An 18,792-nucleotide genomic window follows, 5' to 3' on the forward strand; every position below is an offset into this window, starting at 1 on the left:
TGTTCCCGTTAGCACCGCAGCCGACGGCGTTACTCTTCGCCAGCGGCCTCGCCATTTTCTTCGCCTTCTTCGCCGACATCGGCTTCCTTGACCTGCGGCGACAGGATGGTGACCACCACCTGGTCAGCGTGACCATGGTCGACCACTTCCACGCCCTCGGGCAGCTTGAGGTCGCCTAGCGTGATCGAGTCGCCCAGGTTCATGCCGGTCAGGTCGACCTCGATGAACTCCGGCAGGTTGCGCGGCAGGGTCGAGATCTCGACTTCGGTCAGGATGTGCGAGGCGATGCCGTGCTGGACTTTCAGGCCCGGAGAGGCCTCTTCGTTGGTGAAGTGCAGCGGCACCTTCATGGTGATGGCCACGCCAGTCTTCACGCGCATGAAGTCCATGTGCAGCACGAGTTGCTTGTACGGGTGCCACTGCGCATCGCGCAGCACGACGCTCTCGGCCTTGCCGTCGACATCGATGTTCAGGATCGATGCGTGGAAGGCTTCCTTGTGCAGCCAGTGGTACATCTCGTTGTGGTCCAGGGTGACGGCGACGGCGTCCTGGTCCGCGCCGAAAATGATGGCGGGCACCTGGCCTGCGCGACGCAGGCGGCGGCTCGCACTCGATCCCTGCTCGGCGCGCTTGGCGGCGTTGATAGTGATTTCCATGACTACTCCACTTGAAGACAGGCCCGTCCGCGACCAGACGGGCCGAACACCCCGAACGGCAACGCCGTCCGGGAAAAAATCAATCCATGAACAAGGAGCTCACCGACTCCTCGTTGCTGATGCGCAGCATCGTGTCGGCCAGCAGCGAGGCCACCGATACCTGCCGAATGCGGCCGGTGGCCCGGGCCTCGTCACGCAGCGGGATGGTGTCGGTCACCACCAGCTCGTCGAGTTCCGAATCGTTGATGCGCGAGATCGCCGCCCCCGACAGCACCGCATGGGTACAGTAGGCGAGCACGCGCTTGGCACCGTTTTCCTTGAGCGCGCCGGCGGCCTTGCACAGCGTGCCGGCGGTATCGACGATGTCGTCCATGATCACGCAGGTGCGGTCCTTGACCTCGCCGATGATGTTCATCACTTCCGACACATTGGCTTTCGGGCGGCGCTTGTCGATGATCGCCAGGTCGCATTCCATGCGCTTGGCGAAGGCGCGCGCGCGCACCACGCCGCCGACGTCGGGCGAGACCACCATCAGGTCGGAATACTTTTGCTTGTCCAGGTCGGCCAGCAGCACCGGGGCGGCATAGACGTTGTCCACCGCGATGTCGAAGAAGCCCTGGATCTGGTCGGCATGCAGGTCCATGGTCAGCAGGCGCTGCACACCCACGGCCTGCAGCATGTTGGCCACCACCTTGGCGGTGATGGGCACGCGGGCCGAACGGGGGCGGCGATCCTGGCGGGCATAGCCGAAGTACGGGATGGCGGCGGTGATGCGGCCGGCCGAGGCGCGCTTGAGCGCATCGACCAGGATCACCAGCTCCATCAGGTTGTCATTGGTCGGCACACAGGTAGGCTGGAGCACGAACACGTCCTTGCCGCGCACGTTTTCCAGCAACTCGACGTTCACCTCGCCGTCGGAGAAGCGACCGACAGTGGCCGAGCCGAGCGCCATGCCGAGGCGCCGAACCACATCCGAGGCGAGTTTAGGATTGGCGTTGCCGGTAAAGACCATCAGGCTGCCGTGAGCCATACTGCTTCTCCGATGACAATCAGATTCAGATCGTGGTCGCAAAAACACGTCGGGCAGGCATCAAGCCTGCCCGACGTCCATGCTGGCTGGGGAGGAAGGATTCGAACCCTCGAATGCCGGAATCAAAATCCGGTGCCTTAACCGACTTGGCGACTCCCCAATTAATCGTTTCGTGCCGGCGCCGCTGCCCTGTCATGCAGTGGGTGCCTGGCAAGGCTCCGCACCGCCCACGCCTGCCACCGCTCGGGGCACTGCGCGACCACCTGTCGGGCCGCGCGTTCGCTCTCGACTTCAGCAAACACACAGGCGCCCGAACCGGTCATCCGCGCACTTGCGTGGTGATTCAACCAGTCGATCGCCGAAGCGACCTGCGGGTACCGACCGCACACCACCGGCTGCAAATCGTTGCGAGTGGCGTGCATCACGAAGTCCGGCATTCTGATGATTTCCGTCGAACGCGTCAACTCCTTTGCGGAGAAAATTTCAGCGGTCGGCACCGACACCCCGGGCGCGATCACCACGTACCACGACGGCGGCAGATCCATGGCCGTCAACGCCTCGCCCACGCCCTCGACAAAGGCATCGCGACCGAAGACGAAGAACGGCACATCCGCCCCCAGCGCGAGGCCCAGCGCCTGGAGCCGCTCGCGCGAGGCGCCCACGCCCCACAGGCGGTTGAGCGCCAGCAAAGTGGTGGCCGCATCGGAACTGCCGCCGCCCAGGCCGCCGCCCATCGGCAGCACCTTGTCGACGGTGATCTCGACGCCTTGGGTCACGCCTGCCTGCGTCTGCAGCAGGCGCGCGGCGCGCACCACCAGATCCTGCTCGGCCGGCACGCCGGGCACCTCGTTCAGCCGCAGGATCTGCCCGTCCTCGCGCACGCGAAAATGGATCCGGTCGCCCCAGTCGAGCAGGCGGAAAGCACTTTGCAGCAGGTGATAGCCGTCCGGCCGACGCCCCACCACATGCAGAAACAGGTTGAGCTTCGCCGGTGCCAAGCAGCTCAGCTCGGCACTCATTGCCACTGCTCGACCAGCAATTTCAGACTCACCTCGCCACGGCTGACCTCGACCAGCCGCGGCGGCGCATCGAAGGCGTCGCTGGCATAGCTGCGGTAGCGCACTTCCCAGCCCTGCTCCACGATGCGTTGCGGCCGCCCCTGCGGATCGCGCTCGCGCACGTCATCGAGCGCTATCACGCCCGCCTGCAGCCAGCGCGGCAGCATGGCCACCGGCACATCGGCGCCCAGCATCCGGGCCAGCAAGGTGTCGAGCGGCGCGACCTGGCGCTCGCCATCGGCCAGTTGCAGCACGGCCATGCCGTCGGCAGCGTCCAGCTCGGCAACGGTCTGGCCCAGCGGCGAGAAGAACTGCCAGCGATCCTGCCCCTTGGCGTGCTGCCAGGCGAACCGGCCATTCACCGCCGCCTCCCCGCGCTGGGCAGCGAGCCGGCCGGTCACATGAAAGGCGTCCAGTTGCGGGCGCGCCAGCATCGCCTGCGGCGGCGGCAGGCTCACGTCGGGGAGCGTGGCGCAGCCGGCCAGTACCACGGCCGACACCAGCGTCAGGAGCCGGCGCATCACAGGCCGAATCGGTGCATCACCGCCTTGAGCACGGCATTGTCGGGGTGTTGCTGGGCCGCCGCCTGCCAGGTCTCGCGCGCGGCTTGGCGGTCGCCCTGCGTCCAGATCACTTCGCCCAGGTGGGCGGCGATCTCGGGATCCGAGCGCAGGGTGTAGGCCTTCTGGAGGATATTGCGGGCTTCGTCCAGATGCCCTTGCTTGAAGCGCACCCAGCCGAGGCTGTCGAGAATGAACGCGTCGCCCGGCGACAGCTCGACGGCCTTGCGAATCAGCCGCTCCGCCTCGTCGAGGCGCATGCCGCGGTCGGCCAGCGAGTAGCCCAGCGCGTTGTAGGCATGGGCATAGTCGGGCTTGAGCGCGATGAGCTTGCGCAGCCGCCCTTCCATGGCGTCGATCCGCCCCATGCGCTCGAGCAGCATGGCCGATTCGTACAGCAGATCGGCGCTCTCGGGCACCTGCTTCAAGCCGGCATCGGCCACCTGCAGGGCGGCATCGAGCTGCCCGGCATCGCGCAGCAGCTGGGCCTCGAGCAGGATGTATTCCTCGCGCCCGTCGGCATCGCCCAGGGCCTGCAGCCGGGCACGGGCTTCGTCGATCGCGCCGCCCTTGGCCAGCATGCGAACGATCTGCAACTGCGCGCGCTCACGGCGCGGCGACTGGGCCACGGCCTCGTAGTGGGCCAGCGCCCCCGCCTCGTCGCCACGCGCTTCGAACACCTGGCCGAGCGCCAGTTCGATCGCGTCCTTGTCGGGATAGCCGCCGCTTTGCAGCTGATCGAGCTGCTGCTCGGCGGCGTCCAGATCGCCCATCTCCAGCGCGATCATGGCCACGGCGTAGCGCGAGGACTGGTCGTCCGCCTCGCTGACCAGCACCGCCTCGAAGGCCTTGCGCGCATCCTCGTATTGGCGGGTGCTGACCAGGGCGCGCCCGTAGGCACGCCGCACGGTGATGTTGTCGGGGAACTCCGCCAGATAGCCCGCCAGGGTACGCACCGCCAGGGCCGGATCGGTGCCGTGCTGGATCTGGGCCTTCAGCAGCACAGGCTGATCCCAGTCCGGACGCAGGCGGATCGCCTGATCGAGCGCGGCCAGGCTGGCCGCTTCGTCACGCGCGGCGAAGGCCGCATGGGCGCGGGCGAAATGCGCTTCGGCATAGTCCAGATAGGGCTCGGTGACGCGGTCGATGATCTGCCGCACCATCGCCTTGTCGGTCATCCGGGCCAGCACGCGGTTCAGGCTGAGCAAATCGCCCGGCAGGCGCGCGCCCGAATTGGCCAGGGCCTCGGCCAAGCGCATGGCCACCTGCTCTGCCGAGGCCTGTCCGCCGATCGTGCCTGCCAGCACGCGCTTGGCCTCGGTGGATTCGGGATCGAGCTCCGCCCACACCGCGGCCGCCTGCTGTGCCGCATCCAGGCGGCGCGCATACAGCGCCACCTCGGTGGCCCGCTGGGCGACCCGCACGTCCCGCGTCAGTTGGACCAACTCCAGATAGACCGGCACGGCCACGTCCATCCGCCCGCGGGCCCCGGCGATCTCCGCCAGCAACACCCCGTACAACACTTGCGGCAGCAACTCCTGCCCCGGCATGCCGGCCTGGGGGCCGGGCTGTTCCGCGACGGGCTCGGGCAGCGGCGTTTGCACTGCCGGCTGCGCCATGACGGCAAGAGGCGCCAGCCCGGCCGCGATGAGCATGGCCAGACGAAGCAGCGGCCGACAGAGCGTCGAAATCAAAGACATGTTGGGTCCCGAGAATCGATGAGGAGGCGCGCCCACCAACCGGTGGCGCACCTTGCTTGGAGTGCACCTGGTGCACCTGGTTCGCCGGATGTTAGCAGTTTCACGCCCTCGGGCAAGCGGCGCCGGGCGCTTACAATGCATGCTGATCACCGGATGACGCACGATGCCAGAACTTCCCGAAGTCGAAACCACCCGGCGCGGCCTCGCCCCGCACCTGCTCGGACACGCGGTGCGCCGCGTCACCGTGCGTTGCGCCAGCCTGCGCCAGCCGATCCCCGCGAGCTTGCCGGCCGTGCTCACCGGCCAGACCCTGCAGCAGCTGGAGCGACGCGCCAAGTACCTGCTCTTCGGCTTCGAGCAGGGCGTCCTGCTGGCCCATCTGGGCATGTCGGGCAGCCTGCAACTGGTCGCCCCCGACAGCGCGCCGGGCAAGCATGACCATGTCGACATGGATTTCGGCCACCTGACGCTGCGCTACCGCGATCCGCGTCGCTTCGGCATGCTGATGTGGCTCGACGACGGCGCCGACGCCGGGCCGCTCCGGCATCTGGGTATCGAGCCGCTCGATGAGCGCTTCGATGGCGCCTGGCTGCACCAGGCCACCCGTGGCCGCAGCACACCGATCAAGACCTGGCTGATGGACAACCACCATGTGGTCGGCATCGGCAACATCTACGCCTCCGAAAGCCTGTTTCGCGCCCGCATCCATCCGCTCACGCCGGCCGGCCACCTCGGGCCGCAGCGCTGCGCCCGGCTAGCGACGGCGATCCGGGAAACGCTCGAGGCCGCCATCGCCGCCGGCGGCAGCACCCTGCGCGACTTCGTCGGCGGCGATGGCCGACCCGGTTATTTCCAGCAGCAATATTTCGTCTATGGCCGCACCGGCGAGCCGTGCCGGATCTGCCAGCGCCCGGTCCAGCGAATCGTCCAGGGACAGCGCGCAAGCTTCCTGTGCGCCCACTGCCAACGCCGCTGACCGCCGTTCGTCGTTTTGCGCCGACCACCGGCGCGGCACCGCAGCCTGTCTGATTGGCCAAGATCGGGCACAGCGCTATGCTAGCGGCTTGCGACAGACTCGGCCCGCGTGCCGCACACGGTTCAACACACAGGGTTCAGCATGGCACTCATCGACCAGTTTTCCGAGTACAGCCGCTGGCGCGCCGACGCGGCGCGCACCGTCGGGCAATTGCGCCACTGGCTCAGCCAGAACGAAATCGGCGACGCCCAGGGCGATCTGCGGCTGCAGTACGTGCTCGACCGCCTCGGCGAAGACAAGCTCACCGTTGCCTTCGTGGCCGAGTTCTCGCGCGGCAAGTCCGAGCTGATCAACGCCCTGTTCTTCGCCGACTACGGCAACCGGGTGCTGCCCTCCAGCGCCGGGCGCACCACCATGTGCCCGACCGAGCTGCAATGGTCCGAGGGCGACACCCCGCAGATCCGCCTGCTGCCGATCGAGACCCGCCGCGAGCACACCACGGTCGGCGAGCTCAAGCGCTTCCCCGAGATGTGGACACAGTTCCCGCTCGACACCGGCTCGGCCCAATCGCTGCAGACGGCGCTGGCCCGTGTCGGCGAAACCCGCCGGGTCACGCAGGCCGAGGCCGAAGCGCTGGGCTTTGCGATCGATCCGCAAGGCGAAGACGGCCTGCAGCCGGACGAAGACGGGCTGTTCGAGATCCCCTGCTGGCGCCACGCCGTCATCCATTTCCGCCACCCCCTGCTCGAACAGGGGCTGGTCGTCCTCGACACGCCGGGGCTCAACGCCATCGGTGCCGAGCCGGAGCTGACGCTCTCGCTGTTGCCCAACGCCCACGCCATCCTGTTCATCCTGGCGGCCGACACCGGCGTCACCCAGAGCGACCTGTCGGTGTGGCGCGAGTATGTCAATGCCGGCCAGCGCCGCGACGGGCGGCTGGTGGTGCTCAACAAGATCGACAGCCTGTGGGACGGCCTGCGCGACGAAGCGCGCATCCAGGAAGAACTCGATCGCCAGGTGCAGTCGGTCGCGCGGACGCTGGCGCTCGGCGCCGACCACATCTTCCCGATTTCGGCACAGAAAGGGCTGCTGGCGCGCATCCAGAGCGACGCCGCCCTGCTCGAACGCAGCCAGCTGGTACAGCTCGAAGAGGCACTGACCGGCCAATTGCTGCCCGCCAAGCAGCAAATCGTGCGCAACGCCACGCTGGCCGAGACCGACGACCTGGTCGCCCATGCCGACAGTCTGATGGCCTCGCGCCTGACAGGGGTGCGCGAGCAACTCAACGAGCTGACCGAGCTGCGCGGCAAGAACCAGAGCGTCATCGAATACATGATGCGCAAGATCCGCAGCGAAAAGACCGAGTTCGAAGACGGCCTGAAGAAGTACTACGCGGTGCGCAGCGTGTTCACCAGCCTGACCAACAACCTGCTCGGCCATCTCGGGCTCGACGCCCTGCGCGACGAAACCCGGCGCACCCGCGAAGCCATGCTCGATTCGACCTTCTCGCGCGGGCTGCGCGAGGCCATGCTCGACTTCTTCAAGCACCTGCGCGGCAACCTGCGCAAGTCCTCCGACGAGGTCGAGGAGATCTCGGGCATGCTCAGCGCCATGTACAAGCGCTTCTCGGTCGAGCACGGCCTCAAGCTGGCGCCGCCCTCGGCCTTCTCCACCTCACGCTACGAGCGCGAGATCGATCGCCTCGAACAGGCCTTCAATCACCAGCTCAACACGCCGCTGACCCTGCTCACCACCGAGAAGCACACGCTGACGCAGAAGTTCTTCGAGACCATCGCCGTGCAGGCGCGACGCACCTTCGAACTGGCTAATCGGGATGTCGAGCACTGGCTGCGGGCCGTCATGTCGCCGCTCGAAACCCAGGTGCGCGAGTACCAGTTGCAGCTCAAGCGACGGCTCGAAAGCGTCAAGCGCATCCACCAGGCCACCGACACGCTCGAAGACCGCATCGTCGAACTGCAGCAGCAGGAAGACGCGCTGATCAAGCTGCGCACCGATCTCGACATGGTAGCCAGCGACGTTCGCAAAGCGCTGGGCGCAGTCCCCGTCGAGGAGCGCCGCATCATGGCCGCCTGAGGCCACCGCGGCGCAGCCAAAGAAAAAGCGAGGCCGATGGCCTCGCTTTTTTTTGCCCGGTGGATGGGCCGGATCAGCCCTTGCCGGTCAGCTTGACGAATTTATCCATCAGCTGCTCCTGCGTCTCGGCATGGTCCGGATCCAGCGGGATACAGTCGACCGGGCACACCTGCTGGCACTGCGGCTCATCGAAATGGCCGACGCACTCGGTGCACTTGTTCGGGTCGATCTCATAGATCTCGTCGCCCTGGTAAATCGCGTTGTTGGGGCATTCCGGCTCGCACACATCACAGTTGATGCATTCGTCGGTAATCATCAGTGCCATGACTCAATCCTCTCCTTATGGCTTGCGCTCGAGCTTCAACCGAAGCCGCTCCAGAACGTTCGGCTGAACAAACTTGCTGACATCGCCACCGAAGCGCGCGATCTCTCGCACCATCGTGGCGGAAATGAACATGTACTCTTCGGCCGGTGTCAGGAATACCGTTTCGACATCCGGGAAGAGCTTGCGGTTCATGCCGGCCATCTGGAATTCGTATTCGAAGTCCGAGACCGCCCGCAGGCCGCGCAGGATAACGCGGGCGTCGCGCGCCTGCACGAAATCCATCAACAGGCCGGAAAAACCGACCACCTCGACATTCTTGTAACCGGCCAAGGCCTCCTGCGCCAGCTCGACCCGCTCCTCGATCGAGAAGATCGGCCCTTTGCCGGCACTGGCCGCGACCGCCACCACCACCTCGCGGAACAGCAGCGACGCACGACGCACCAGATCTTCGTGGCCACGCGTGAGCGGATCGAAAGTCCCCGGATAAATGACCGTCCCTTCCTTCATTCCGTCCGCCTCCGCATCAATTGGTAGCACACCTGCCCGACCTTGCCCGAGCGCACACGCTCGCAGTCGGCAAAGGCGTCGATCGGCGCCTCGGCCTCGACATAGACCCAGCCTTGCGGCTGCACCAGGCGAGGCACCAGCGGCTCGATTCGCGCCAGCCAGCCCTTGTGATACGGCGGATCGAGGAACAGCAGATCATAGGCTTGCCGCGCGGACGCCGCGAATTTTACCGCATCGCCGCGAAAGACACCTACTTGCGTGGCCTCGAGTGTGCGCACGCTTTGCTGCAGCACCGCAAAGGCGCGCGCATCGTACTCCACCAGATCGACCCGCTCCGCCCCGCGCGACGCGGCTTCCAGCCCCATCGCCCCGGTGCCGGCAAACAGATCGAGGCAGCGCCAGCCGGTCAAATCCTGGCCGAGCCAGTTGAACACCGTCTCGCGCACCCGGTCGGGCGTCGGCCGCAGACCGGGCACCTGGGCGACCGGCAACTGGCGCGAGCGCCACTGCCCACCGACGATGCGCAGCCGGCTCACCGGGCTTTGGCGGCGTCGGAGGTGGCGGCCGCGGTCGTGTCGCCTTCACCGCCGACAATCACCGTCACCAGATGATCCGGCAGCACGCGTCGGCGGAAGGCATCGCGCACTTCGTCGATGCTCAGCGCAGAGACCGCTTTCGGATACTGCTCGAGCCAGTCGGTCGGCAAGCCGTAGAAGCCGATCACGCCCACATAGCCGAGCAGTTTGGCGTTGGAATCCAGGCGCAGGCCGAAACCATTGACGATGTTGCCCTTGGCCGCGTCGAGCTCCTCGGCCGTCGGCCCCTCGTCGATGAAGGTCTGCAGCGTCTGGCGTGCCACCGCCACCGCATCATCCGCCTGCTGACCGCGGGTCTGCAGGCCGATACGGAAGGGCCCGGCCACGCGCTGCGGCTCGAAATAGCTGTACACGCTGTAGGCATAGCCGCGCTTCTCGCGCACTTCCTTCATCAGCCGCGACACGAAGCCGCCGCCGCCGAGCACATAGTTGCCGGTGACCAGCGCGTAGTAGTCGGGGTCGTCCCGACGCAGGCCGGGCATGCCCATCAGCACATGCGCCTGGGCGGCCGGATGCGGCACGCGCAGCAGCTTCGCGTCGGGCAGTGAAGGCGCCGGCAGCGCCGCCGGCGGTGCGCCCTTGGGCAGTTGCCGGGTCAGCCGTTCGGCCACCGCCTCGGCCTGCGCGCGGCTCAGATCGCCGACGATGGCCACATGGGCCGCCGCGGCGACATAGAACTGCCGGTGGAAGGCCACCACATCGGCCCGCGTCAGGCCGGCCAGGCTCGCTTCGCTGGCGCTGCGGCCATAGGGATGCGTGCCATACACCGCCTCGCCGAAGGCGCGCTCGACCAGGTAGCCGGGCTGGGTCTGCGCCTCCTTGAGGCCGGCGATGGCGCGGGCGCGTTCGCGCTCGAACACCGCCTGCGGAAAGGCCGGCTGCTGGATCACTTCGGCCAGCAGATCGATGGCCGCCTCGCGCTCGCTCGCGTTCGACAGGGTGCGCAAGGAGATGCTGGCGCGGTCGGTCTCGGCACCGGCGCCAAAGCGCGCGCCCAGGTCGGCAAAGCGGTCGGCCAGCGCATTTTCGTCGCGCTGCCGCGTGCCGGCGTCGAGCAGGCTGGCGGTCAGCCCGGCCAGGCCGCTCTTGGCCGCTGGTGCATAGGCGCCGCCGGCGGCGACATCGACCTGAATGTCGACAATCGGCAAGGCATGGGTCTCGACGAAGGACACCCGCGCCCCGGTCGAGGCCACCCATTGCTGGATATCCACCGCGGCCGAGGCCAGCGGCGCGGCGAGCGCCATCGTCAAAGCGATCAGGCTTCGTGTCAGTCGCATGTCAGGTCCTCAATGGCGGGTAGCGATGGCCGGCCGGCGCGGTGCGGCCGGCAATGGCAGCGGGTCGAGCGACACCACCGTCAGCTTGTCTTCGGAAAAATAACGTTGCGCCACCGATTTGACGTCTTCGGCACTCACCTGCCGGATGCCTTCGAGCAGGGCCGCCTCGTCCTTCCAGGACAGGCCGACGGCGGCCAGCGAGCCGATCTCCATCGCCTGGCCCATCAACGAATCGCGCTGGTAGACCCGGCTGGCCACGGCCTGGGTCTTGACCCGCGCAAGTTCCTGCGCGTCCACGCCTTCGGTCTGGATGCGCTGGATCTCGTCGCGCAGGGCGGCTTCCACCTCGGCCAGGGTCTTGCCCGGCGCGGGCGCGCCGTCCAGGTAGAACAGCGAGGGGCCGCGGGCCAGGCCGTCGTAGCCGGCGCCGGCGCTCTGGGCGATGCGCTTGTCGCGCACCAGAGTGCGCGACAAGCGCGCGCCGTCGTAGCCGTCGAGCACCGCGGCGAGCACCTGCAGCGCATACACATCCTTGCCCTCGGCCGGATCGCGCAGCGTCGGTGTCGGCCAGGCCAGCGCCACGTACGGCAACTCCGCCGGCGCCTTGACCACGCTGCGACGCATGCCGCGTTGCGGCGGCTCTTCGACCACCGGGCGGGCCGGCAACTCGGCGGCCGGCACCGCGCCATAGGTCTCGGCAGCCTGGCGGAACACCGTCTGGTGGTCCACATCGCCGACCACCACCAGCGTGGCGTTGTTCGGCGCATACCAGCTGCGATACCAGCGCCGCGCATCCTCGGCCGTCATGCGGTCGAGATCGGTCATCCAGCCGATCACCGGGCGCTGGTAGGGATGGGTGTGGAAGGCAGTGGCCATCAGCTCTTCGTGCACCAGCGCGCGCGGCTTGTCCTCGGTGCGCAGGCGCCGCTCTTCCTTGATGACCTCGATCTCCTTCGCGAAGGCCTCGTCGGAGAGCTTCAGGTTGTGCATGCGATCGGCTTCGAGCGCCATCATCCGCCCGAGCTGGTCGGCCGGCACCTGTTGGAAATAGGCAGTGTAGTCGTAGCTGGTGAAGGCGTTGTCGCGCCCGCCCACCCCGGCCACGATCTTGTTGAATTCGCCCGGGCCGACCTTGGTCGTGCCCTTGAACATCATGTGTTCGAGCACATGGGCCACGCCGGAGGTGCCGGCCACCTCGTCCATGGCACCGGCGTCGTACCACACCATGTGCACCACCGAGGGCGCGCGCCGGTCTTCCTTGACCACCACCCGCATGCCGTTGTCGAGGCGTGTCTCGAAAGGATTGGCCCGCACTGCGGGCGCGCTCACCGCCAGCGTCAGGGCCACGGCACCCAGCCAGGGCCACGCCCGGCGGCCGGTCGACGGCGCCGTGTCAGGCCCGCGATCGGGGTCGTTGCACCACAGAGTCCACAATCTCATGCACGCATCCTGCATCTGATAAAATTCGGCCTTCGCCCGGTCCCGGACCGGCGGGCCATCTTAGCCGCTCGCAGCCAGCGCTGCCAGCGGCCCCGGCAAACAACCCCTCAGACTCGAGACGCCATGTTTGGTTTCTTCAAAAAGTCGCCCGCCAAAGGCGACGCCTCCGTCGATACGCCGGCCCCCGCCGAGCCGGACATCGCCCACGACGTCCCCACCGAACCGGCCCCCGACGTCGTCGCACCGGCCGCCGCCGAGCCCAAGCGTTCCTGGAGCGAACGGCTCAAAGCCGGCCTGGCACGTACCCGCAAGCAGTGGGGCGGCGGCCTGGCGCATATGTTCGGCCTGCGCAAGATCGACGAGGATCTGCTCGAAGAGCTCGAAAGCACGCTGCTGATGGCCGATTGCGGCGTCGAGGCCACCAGCCATTTGATCGACGCGCTGCGCAAACGCTGGAAGCGCGACAAGCTCGAGACCGGCGACCAGCTGCAGGCCGTGCTGGTCGAAGAACTCACCGCCCTGCTCTCGCCGCTCGAAGCGCCGCTGACCGCCGATACCCACAAGCCCTTCATCATCATGGTGGCCGGGGTCAATGGCTCGGGCAAGACCACGTCCATCGGCAAGCTGGCGCGCTGGTACCAGAGCCAGGGCAAGAAGGTGCTGCTGGCCGCCGGCGACACCTTCCGCGCCGCCGCGCGCGAGCAACTCATCACCTGGGGCGAGCGCAACGGGGTGGACGTGATCGCCCAGCAAAGCGGCGATGCGGCCGCGGTGATGTTCGATGCGGTCAACGCTGCCCGTGCCCGCGGCGTCGACGTGGTGCTGGCCGACACCGCCGGCCGCCTGCCGACCCAGCTGCACCTGATGGAAGAGATCGCCAAGGTACGCCGTGTCATCACCAAGGCCGACGGCACGGCGCCGCACGAGGTGCTGCTGGTGCTCGATGCCAACATCGGCCAGAACGCGCTGGCCCAGGTCAAGGCCTTCGACGCCGCGGCCGGCGTCACCGGCCTGGTCGTCACCAAGCTCGACGGCACCGCCAAGGGCGGCGTGCTGGCCGCGATCGCCCGCCAGTGCCCCAAGCCGCTGCGCTTCATCGGCGTGGGCGAAGGTATCGACGATCTGCGTCCCTTCCATGCGCGGGAGTTCGTCGACGCGCTGTTCGCCAAATCCGAAACCACCAAGTCGCGCACCGAATGATCGTCTTCGAGCAGGTTTCCAAGCGCTACCCGGGCGGGCACGAGGCGCTGTCCGAGGTCAGCTTCGAGCTGCGCCATGGCGAGCTGGTGGTGCTGTCGGGCCACTCCGGCGCCGGCAAGAGCACGCTGCTCAAGATGATCCCGGTGCTTGAGCGCCCCAGTGCCGGCCGGGTGCTGATCAACAACCAGGACGTCAGCCACCTGCAGCGCTCGGCGATTCCCTACCTGCGCCGCAGCCTCGGCCTGATGCTGCAGGACAACCGCCTGCTCTACGACCGCAACGTGTTCGACAACGTGGTGCTGCCGCTGGTGATCGCCGGCATGTCGCCCAAGGACGCCGCACGCCGCGTCCACGCCGCGCTCGAACGGGTGGGCCTGGGCGGGCGCGACCAGGAGATGCCGATCGGCCTCTCAGGCGGCGAGCAGCAGCGCGTGGCGATCGCTCGCGCCATCGTCAAGCGGCCGTCGATCCTCATCGCCGACGAACCCACCGCCCACCTCGACGCGGCCTACGCCCATGAGATCGCCGAGCTGTTCCAGTCCTTCAAGTCGGTTGGCGTCACCGTCATCGTGTGCACCCATGACCCGGCCCTGTTCGCCGAGACCCGCCCGCGTCGCCTGGTGCTGCGCCAAGGCCGTCTGATCGAAGGGGCAGAATGATCCTAGAAACCGCAGTTGACCGCTTCAGCGTGTTAACGAGGGGCTGCTACATGCAACAAATCCTGCCTCCGAGCCCGACCTCCCGTCTGGTGAGAGCGCTACGCGCCCGATTGCACGCCTGGCGAGCCGCCTGGCTGCGTTGCTCCTCCTTACAGCGTGCAGGCTGTGCGTCGTCGCGCCTTGCCAGACATCTCGCCAGACGCCCACTCGGCCGCGTCCAACTACGGTCTCTAGGATGATGCGCGCCTGGTCCTACCAACATCGCAAGGCCATCGCCCACGCCATGCAGCGCCTGCTGCGCCAGCCGCTGGGCACGCTGCTCTCGGCACTGGTGGTCGGCATTGCGCTGGCCCTGCCGGCCGGCGGCTTCGTGCTGGTCGACAATGCCGCCTCGCTGGCGCGCGGTGTCACCGGCAGCCCGGAGATCAGCCTGTATCTGTCGCTCGATGCCACCGAGGCCGACGTGGCCGACATCGAATCGCGCCTGCGCGCTCAGGACGCGCTGGCCGGCGTGCAGTTCGTGCCGCGCGACGCCGCCCTCAAGCAACTGGCTGACAACGGCCTGGCGGACGTGCTCGACGGCCTGGAGCGCAACCCGCTGCCGCATGCCTTCATCGTCACCCCGCGCCAGGAAGACCCGGCCCTGTTCGAGCGCCTGCACACCACCTTCGCCGCCTGGCCCAAGGTCGATCATGTGCAGCTCGACGCGGCCTGGGTGCAGCGCCTGCACACCCTGCTGTCGCTGGTCGAACTCGGCGTCAGCCTGCTCGCGGTGCTGCTCGGCGCGGCGCTGGTGATCATCACCTTCAACACCATCCGCCTGCAGATCCTCACCCAGCGTGCCGAGATCGACGTCACCCGCCTGCTCGGCGCCACCGACGCTTTCATCCGCCGCCCCTTCTACTGGCTGGGCTGCCTGCAAGGCCTGCTCGGCGGCCTGGTGGCCTGGAGCGTCGTCACCCTCAGCATCGCGCTGATGCGCCCCTCGGTCGAGGCGCTGGCCGAAGCCTACGGTGCGGTCTTCTCGCTCAACGGACCGACGCCGCCGCAAGTGCTCGCCCTGCTGGTGGTGGCCATCGCGCTGGGCTGGCTGGGCACGGCGCTGTCGGTACGGCGGCATCTGCGCGAGAGCCAATAACCCCTTAGTGGCCGACCGTGGTGTGACACGTTTCTCACCACGCCCTCAGCCCGCCCGCGCCCTGTCCACATCGCCGGAAACGCGTGCCATGATACGCATCTGACCGACGCGCCCGCCATGCCGACCCTGCTCGACACCTACGCCCCTCCTGCCGACCGCTACGACGAGCTGCTCGACGCCCACGGCAAGCCGCGCGCCCACTGGCGCCCGCTGGTCGCCCGGCTCGACGGTCTGGGGGTCGACGGCCTCGACGCCCGCGCCCAGCTGGTGGCCGACTCGATCCTCTCCGACGGCATTTCCTACAACGTGCATGCCGAAGGCCAGGAGGCCCGCCACCCGTGGGAGCTCGATCCGCTGCCGCTGGTCATCGCACCGGAAGAATGGCACTACCTGTCGGAGGCGGTCGCCCAGCGTGCCGGCGTGCTCAATGCCACCCTGGCCGACCTCTACGGCCCCCAGCACCTGCTCGCCGAAGGGCTGCTGCCGCCCGCCCTGGCCTTTGGCCAACCCGGCTACAAATGGCCCTGCGTCGGCATCCGCCCGCCCGGCGGCATCTTCCTGAACACCTATGCGGTCGACCTCGCGCGCGGCCCGGACGGCAAGTGGTGGGTGATCGCCGACCACACCCGCAGCCCTGCGGGCGCCGGCTACAGCCTGCAGAACCGCATCATCCTGGCCAAGACCTTCCCGGACGCCTTCCGCCAGCTGCAGGTCCATCCGCTGTCGGGCTTCTTCCGCACCCTGCTCGACGGCTTCGCCCGGCTCGCCCCCTCCGAAGGCGAGCCGCCGCTGGTCGTGCTGCTCACCCCCGGCCCCGGCGACGACAGCTATTTCGAGCACGCCTTCCTGGCCCGCTACCTGGGCTATCCGCTGGTCGAGGGGCGCGACCTCACGGTGCGCGACAACACCGTCTACCTCAAGACCCTGCGCGGCCTGCGCCGGGTGCACGGCATCCTGCGCCGGCTCGATGACGACCTGTGCGATCCGCTCGAACTGCGCGCCGACTCGGCCGTGGGCGTGCCCGGCCTGCTCGCCGCGGTGCGCGCCGGGCGGGTGCTGGTGAGCAATGCGCTGGGCAGCGGCGTGCTCGAAACGGGTGCGCTGTTCGGCTTCCTGCCCGGCATCGCCGAACGCCTCACCGGCGAGGCGCTGAGCATGCCGTCGGTGGCCAGCTGGTGGTGCGGCGAGGCGGCGGCGCTCGACCATGTCATCGCGCATCTCGACGACCTCGTCATCAAGCCCGCGTTTTCCGACATGAGCCTGCCGGCCGTCTTCGGCCACACGCTCGAAGGCGCCGAACGCGAAGACATGATCGCCCGCCTGCGTGCACAGCCGCATGCCTATGTCGCCCAGGAATGGATCCGCATGGCGCAGGCACCCACCTGGGGCCCGGCCGGCCTGCAGGCGCGCACCGTCGGCCTGCGCCTGTTCGCCTGCGCCACCCCGGAGGGCTATGCGGTGATGCCCGGCGCGCTCGGCCGGGTGGCCGCCAGCCCGCATCAAGAGATCCTGTCGATGCCGCGCGGCGGCGTGTCGAAGGACGTGTGGGTGCGCGCCGCTGGCCCGGTACGGCGGGTCAGCCTGCTCAAGCGCCGCCTCGGCGTCATCGACCTGGTCTGCGGCGGCTCCGACGTGCCCTCGCGGGTCGGCGACAACCTGTTCTGGATGGGCCGCTACACCGAGCGCAGCGAAGCCACCGCACGCCTGCTGCGTGCCACGCTGAGCCGCCTGTCCACCGGCGAGGACGACGACGAATCGAGCCTGCCCGACTTGCTCGCCGCCTGCCATCACATGGACATCCTCGCCGCCGCGCCCGACCCCGCGGCGAGCGCCGACGAGCGCGAGAAGGAAGTGCTCGCCGCGGTCTGCGACCCGACCCAGCCCGGCTCGCTGGCCAGCATGTCGCGCCAGCTCAGCTACAGCGCCGGTCAGGTGCGCGAGCGCATGTCCTCCGACAACTGGCATGCGCTCAACCGCATGGCCCGCCTCTTCGACCGGCCGCTGCTGTCGGTCGGCCAGGCGCTGGCGGCGGTCGACCGCGCCATGCTCGACAGCATCTCGCTGGCCGGTTTCGCACTCGACGACATGACCCGCGACGAAGGCTGGCGCTTTCTCATCCTCGGTCGGCGCATCGAGCGCCTGCACCGGCTCGCCGCACTGATCGAGGTGGTGCTGCGCTTCGGTGACGCGGCGCGCGAGCGCAGCCTCGAATGGCTGCTCGAAGCGACCAACGCCATCGTCACCTATCGGGCCCGCTACCGGCGCGTCCCCGAAGTGCTGCCGGTGATCCACCTGCTGGTCTTCGACGACAGCAACCCACATGCCGTGATCTTCCAGATCAACGAACTCGACACCGAACTCGACAGCGTCGCACGCGACCTCGGCCATCCGCGCACCGACGCCCTGCACGCCATGCGCGAGGCCCTGCACCGCTTCGACCTGACGCGCTTCGAAGCCGACGACAACCGCCTCGCCTGCCGCGCGCTGGCCGAGCAGCTCGAACGCATCGCCGACGACACCTCGGCCCTGTCCGAAACCCTGCACAAGCGCTACTTCACCCACACCGCGCCCGACGCCCGGACCCACTGAGCATGAGCGCCGTCCGCTACCACCTGCTGCACGACACCCTCTACCGCTACACCTATCCGGTGAGCGAGTCGCGCCAGATGATCCGCCTCACCCCGCGCCTGCTCGAGCACCAGCGCAGCCTGTCGCACCGCCTGCAGATCGAGCCCGCACCCTCGCGCAGCGAAAACTGGATCGACAGCTTCGGCAACCCGGTGCGCACCATCGACCTCGAAGCCAGCCACGAGCACCTGCTGATCCGTGCCGAATCCTGGATCGAACTCAACCCGCGCCCCCCCCTCGATGTCGCCCAGAGCCCGGCCTGGGAACGCGTGCGCGACACCCTCGCCTACCGCGCCGGCCGGGCGCTGGCGCCCGAACTGCTGGCGGCCAGCGCCTTCTGCTTCGAGTCGCCCAACGTGCGCCTCAAGCGCGAGTTCGCCGCCTATGCGCTGGAGGTCTTCACCCCGGGCCTGCCATTCCTGGCCGGCGTCCAGGCCTTGATGGCCCGCATCCATCGCGAATTCACCTTCGACCCCAAGGCCACCGACGTGGCCACCCCGGTGACCCGCGTTTTCGAGCAGCGCCGCGGCGTGTGCCAGGACCTGAGCCATGTGATGATCTCCTGCCTGCGCTCGATCGGCCTGGCCGCCCGCTATGTGAGCGGCTACCTGCTCACCGTGCCGCCGCCGGGCAAGCCCCGTCTGATCGGCGCCGACGCCACCCATGCCTGGGTCTCGGTGTTCTGCCCGGGCCTGGGCTGGGTCGATTTCGACCCGACCAACAACACCACCCCGGCGCTCGAACACATCACCGTCGGCTGGGGGCGCGATTTCGCCGACGTCTCGCCGGTGCGCGGCGTGATCCTCGGCGCCGGCAGCCACACGCTCAAGATCTCAGTCACCGTGGTCCCCGAATCCGAGTTCTCCCTCGTCTACGAAAACGGCCGCGCCCAGCCCGCCGCCTGACCAGCGGCCGGTTTCGGCTATGCTTGGCCCCTGAAACGCCACC

At 68.1% G+C, this 18,792-nt stretch carries 17 protein-coding genes and 1 tRNA gene; 7 read left to right on the top strand and 11 right to left on the bottom strand.

What is annotated here, in order from left to right; genetic code table 11:
* Positions 1 to 29: 29 nt before the first annotated feature.
* The 6 genes from I8J34_RS00650 to I8J34_RS00675 form a co-directional block, all read right to left on the bottom strand.
* Positions 30 to 656: a 50S ribosomal protein L25/general stress protein Ctc gene (locus I8J34_RS00650; protein ID WP_214359424.1), complete on the bottom strand. Its 627-nt coding sequence runs from the start codon at positions 654 to 656 to the stop codon at positions 30 to 32.
* Positions 657 to 735: 79 nt separating this feature from the next.
* A complete protein-coding gene (locus I8J34_RS00655) occupies positions 736 to 1,686 on the bottom strand; it encodes a ribose-phosphate pyrophosphokinase (RefSeq protein ID WP_214359425.1) in 951 nt (316 codons plus the stop codon).
* Positions 1,687 to 1,769: 83 nt separating this feature from the next.
* Positions 1,770 to 1,846: transfer RNA gene (locus I8J34_RS00660), tRNA-Gln, on the bottom strand.
* A gap of 1 nt (position 1,847) precedes the next feature.
* Positions 1,848 to 2,705 (bottom strand): 4-(cytidine 5'-diphospho)-2-C-methyl-D-erythritol kinase, encoded by an 858-nt coding sequence (ispE, locus tag I8J34_RS00665; protein WP_214359426.1) that lies wholly within the window; start codon positions 2,703 to 2,705, stop codon positions 1,848 to 1,850.
* Complete coding sequence (locus I8J34_RS00670; protein ID WP_214359427.1) at positions 2,702 to 3,265, bottom strand: outer membrane lipoprotein LolB; 564 nt, start codon at positions 3,263 to 3,265, stop codon at positions 2,702 to 2,704. Before I8J34_RS00670 ends, ispE begins: the two co-directional genes overlap by 4 nt.
* Positions 3,265 to 5,004 carry a tetratricopeptide repeat protein gene (locus I8J34_RS00675; protein ID WP_214359428.1) on the bottom strand — a complete coding sequence of 580 codons (1,740 nt, stop codon included), beginning with the start codon at positions 5,002 to 5,004 and terminating at the stop codon, positions 3,265 to 3,267. The genes I8J34_RS00670 and I8J34_RS00675 overlap by 1 nt, the downstream gene beginning before the upstream one ends.
* Positions 5,005 to 5,167: 163 nt before the next feature.
* Between I8J34_RS00675 and mutM the strand changes: the two genes are divergently transcribed.
* Positions 5,168 to 5,980 carry a bifunctional DNA-formamidopyrimidine glycosylase/DNA-(apurinic or apyrimidinic site) lyase gene (mutM, locus tag I8J34_RS00680; RefSeq protein ID WP_214359429.1) on the top strand — a complete coding sequence of 271 codons (813 nt, stop codon included), beginning with the start codon at positions 5,168 to 5,170 and terminating at the stop codon, positions 5,978 to 5,980.
* A gap of 141 nt (positions 5,981 to 6,121) precedes the next feature.
* Entirely contained in the window at positions 6,122 to 8,074 is a 1,953-nt protein-coding gene (locus tag I8J34_RS00685; RefSeq protein ID WP_214359430.1) for a dynamin family protein, read from the top strand.
* A gap of 73 nt (positions 8,075 to 8,147) precedes the next feature.
* On the opposite strand, the gene I8J34_RS00690 is transcribed toward I8J34_RS00685, so the two are convergent.
* From I8J34_RS00690 to I8J34_RS00710, 5 genes are read right to left on the bottom strand one after another with little or no spacing between them, the layout of a single operon-like run.
* Positions 8,148 to 8,399, bottom strand: a complete 252-nt coding sequence (locus I8J34_RS00690; RefSeq protein ID WP_214359431.1) for a YfhL family 4Fe-4S dicluster ferredoxin — start codon at positions 8,397 to 8,399, stop codon at positions 8,148 to 8,150.
* A gap of 15 nt (positions 8,400 to 8,414) precedes the next feature.
* Entirely contained in the window at positions 8,415 to 8,906 is a 492-nt protein-coding gene (coaD, locus tag I8J34_RS00695; protein ID WP_214359432.1) for a pantetheine-phosphate adenylyltransferase, read from the bottom strand.
* On the bottom strand, positions 8,903 to 9,442 hold the full coding sequence (gene rsmD / locus I8J34_RS00700) for a 16S rRNA (guanine(966)-N(2))-methyltransferase RsmD (RefSeq protein ID WP_214359433.1): 540 nt from the start codon (positions 9,440 to 9,442) through the stop codon (positions 8,903 to 8,905). The genes coaD and rsmD overlap by 4 nt, the downstream gene beginning before the upstream one ends.
* Complete coding sequence (locus I8J34_RS00705) at positions 9,439 to 10,779, bottom strand: M16 family metallopeptidase (RefSeq protein ID WP_214359434.1); 1,341 nt, start codon at positions 10,777 to 10,779, stop codon at positions 9,439 to 9,441. Before I8J34_RS00705 ends, rsmD begins: the two co-directional genes overlap by 4 nt.
* 9 nt (positions 10,780 to 10,788) lie before the next feature.
* Positions 10,789 to 12,219: a M16 family metallopeptidase gene (locus tag I8J34_RS00710; protein ID WP_214359435.1), complete on the bottom strand. Its 1,431-nt coding sequence runs from the start codon at positions 12,217 to 12,219 to the stop codon at positions 10,789 to 10,791.
* A gap of 123 nt (positions 12,220 to 12,342) precedes the next feature.
* On the opposite strand from I8J34_RS00710, the gene ftsY reads away from it, so the two are divergent.
* The 5 genes from ftsY (at position 12,343) to I8J34_RS00735 (ending at position 18,749) form a co-directional block, all read left to right on the top strand.
* Complete coding sequence (ftsY, locus tag I8J34_RS00715; protein ID WP_214359436.1) at positions 12,343 to 13,419, top strand: signal recognition particle-docking protein FtsY; 1,077 nt, start codon at positions 12,343 to 12,345, stop codon at positions 13,417 to 13,419.
* Entirely contained in the window at positions 13,416 to 14,078 is a 663-nt protein-coding gene (locus I8J34_RS00720; protein WP_214359437.1) for a cell division ATP-binding protein FtsE, read from the top strand. Before ftsY ends, I8J34_RS00720 begins: the two co-directional genes overlap by 4 nt.
* A 238-nt stretch (positions 14,079 to 14,316) precedes the next feature.
* Positions 14,317 to 15,216, top strand: coding sequence for a permease-like cell division protein FtsX (gene ftsX, locus I8J34_RS00725; RefSeq protein WP_214359627.1), 900 nt, complete (start codon positions 14,317 to 14,319; stop codon positions 15,214 to 15,216).
* A gap of 117 nt (positions 15,217 to 15,333) precedes the next feature.
* The gene (locus I8J34_RS00730) at positions 15,334 to 17,805 is read left to right on the top strand and encodes a circularly permuted type 2 ATP-grasp protein (protein ID WP_214359438.1); all 2,472 of its coding nucleotides are present in this window, start codon (positions 15,334 to 15,336) and stop codon (positions 17,803 to 17,805) included.
* A gap of 2 nt (positions 17,806 to 17,807) precedes the next feature.
* Complete coding sequence (locus I8J34_RS00735) at positions 17,808 to 18,749, top strand: transglutaminase family protein (RefSeq protein WP_214359439.1); 942 nt, start codon at positions 17,808 to 17,810, stop codon at positions 18,747 to 18,749.
* The last annotated feature ends 43 nt before the right edge of the window (positions 18,750 to 18,792 follow it).

Origin of the sequence: Denitromonas iodatirespirans (assembly GCF_018524365.1) — a bacterium.
In the GTDB taxonomy this organism is placed as follows: domain Bacteria; phylum Pseudomonadota; class Gammaproteobacteria; order Burkholderiales; family Rhodocyclaceae; genus Nitrogeniibacter; species Nitrogeniibacter iodatirespirans.

What these genes read in the sequence shown, in the direction of transcription:
- I8J34_RS00650 (WP_214359424.1), bottom strand. Translation starts at nt 656, where the DNA reads ATGGAAATCACTATCAACGCCGCCAAGCGCGCCGAGCAGGGATCGAGT.
- I8J34_RS00655 (WP_214359425.1), bottom strand. Translation starts at nt 1,686, where the DNA reads ATGGCTCACGGCAGCCTGATGGTCTTTACCGGCAACGCCAATCCTAAA.
- ispE (WP_214359426.1), bottom strand. Translation starts at nt 2,705, where the DNA reads ATGAGTGCCGAGCTGAGCTGCTTGGCACCGGCGAAGCTCAACCTGTTT.
- I8J34_RS00670 (WP_214359427.1), bottom strand. Translation starts at nt 3,265, where the DNA reads ATGCGCCGGCTCCTGACGCTGGTGTCGGCCGTGGTACTGGCCGGCTGC.
- I8J34_RS00675 (WP_214359428.1), bottom strand. Translation starts at nt 5,004, where the DNA reads ATGTCTTTGATTTCGACGCTCTGTCGGCCGCTGCTTCGTCTGGCCATG.
- mutM (WP_214359429.1), top strand. Translation starts at nt 5,168, where the DNA reads ATGCCAGAACTTCCCGAAGTCGAAACCACCCGGCGCGGCCTCGCCCCG.
- I8J34_RS00685 (WP_214359430.1), top strand. Translation starts at nt 6,122, where the DNA reads ATGGCACTCATCGACCAGTTTTCCGAGTACAGCCGCTGGCGCGCCGAC.
- I8J34_RS00690 (WP_214359431.1), bottom strand. Translation starts at nt 8,399, where the DNA reads ATGGCACTGATGATTACCGACGAATGCATCAACTGTGATGTGTGCGAG.
- coaD (WP_214359432.1), bottom strand. Translation starts at nt 8,906, where the DNA reads ATGAAGGAAGGGACGGTCATTTATCCGGGGACTTTCGATCCGCTCACG.
- I8J34_RS00705 (WP_214359434.1), bottom strand. Translation starts at nt 10,779, where the DNA reads ATGCGACTGACACGAAGCCTGATCGCTTTGACGATGGCGCTCGCCGCG.
- I8J34_RS00710 (WP_214359435.1), bottom strand. Translation starts at nt 12,219, where the DNA reads ATGAGATTGTGGACTCTGTGGTGCAACGACCCCGATCGCGGGCCTGAC.
- ftsY (WP_214359436.1), top strand. Translation starts at nt 12,343, where the DNA reads ATGTTTGGTTTCTTCAAAAAGTCGCCCGCCAAAGGCGACGCCTCCGTC.
- I8J34_RS00720 (WP_214359437.1), top strand. Translation starts at nt 13,416, where the DNA reads ATGATCGTCTTCGAGCAGGTTTCCAAGCGCTACCCGGGCGGGCACGAG.
- ftsX (WP_214359627.1), top strand. Translation starts at nt 14,317, where the DNA reads ATGCGCGCCTGGTCCTACCAACATCGCAAGGCCATCGCCCACGCCATG.
- I8J34_RS00730 (WP_214359438.1), top strand. Translation starts at nt 15,334, where the DNA reads ATGCCGACCCTGCTCGACACCTACGCCCCTCCTGCCGACCGCTACGAC.
- I8J34_RS00735 (WP_214359439.1), top strand. Translation starts at nt 17,808, where the DNA reads ATGAGCGCCGTCCGCTACCACCTGCTGCACGACACCCTCTACCGCTAC.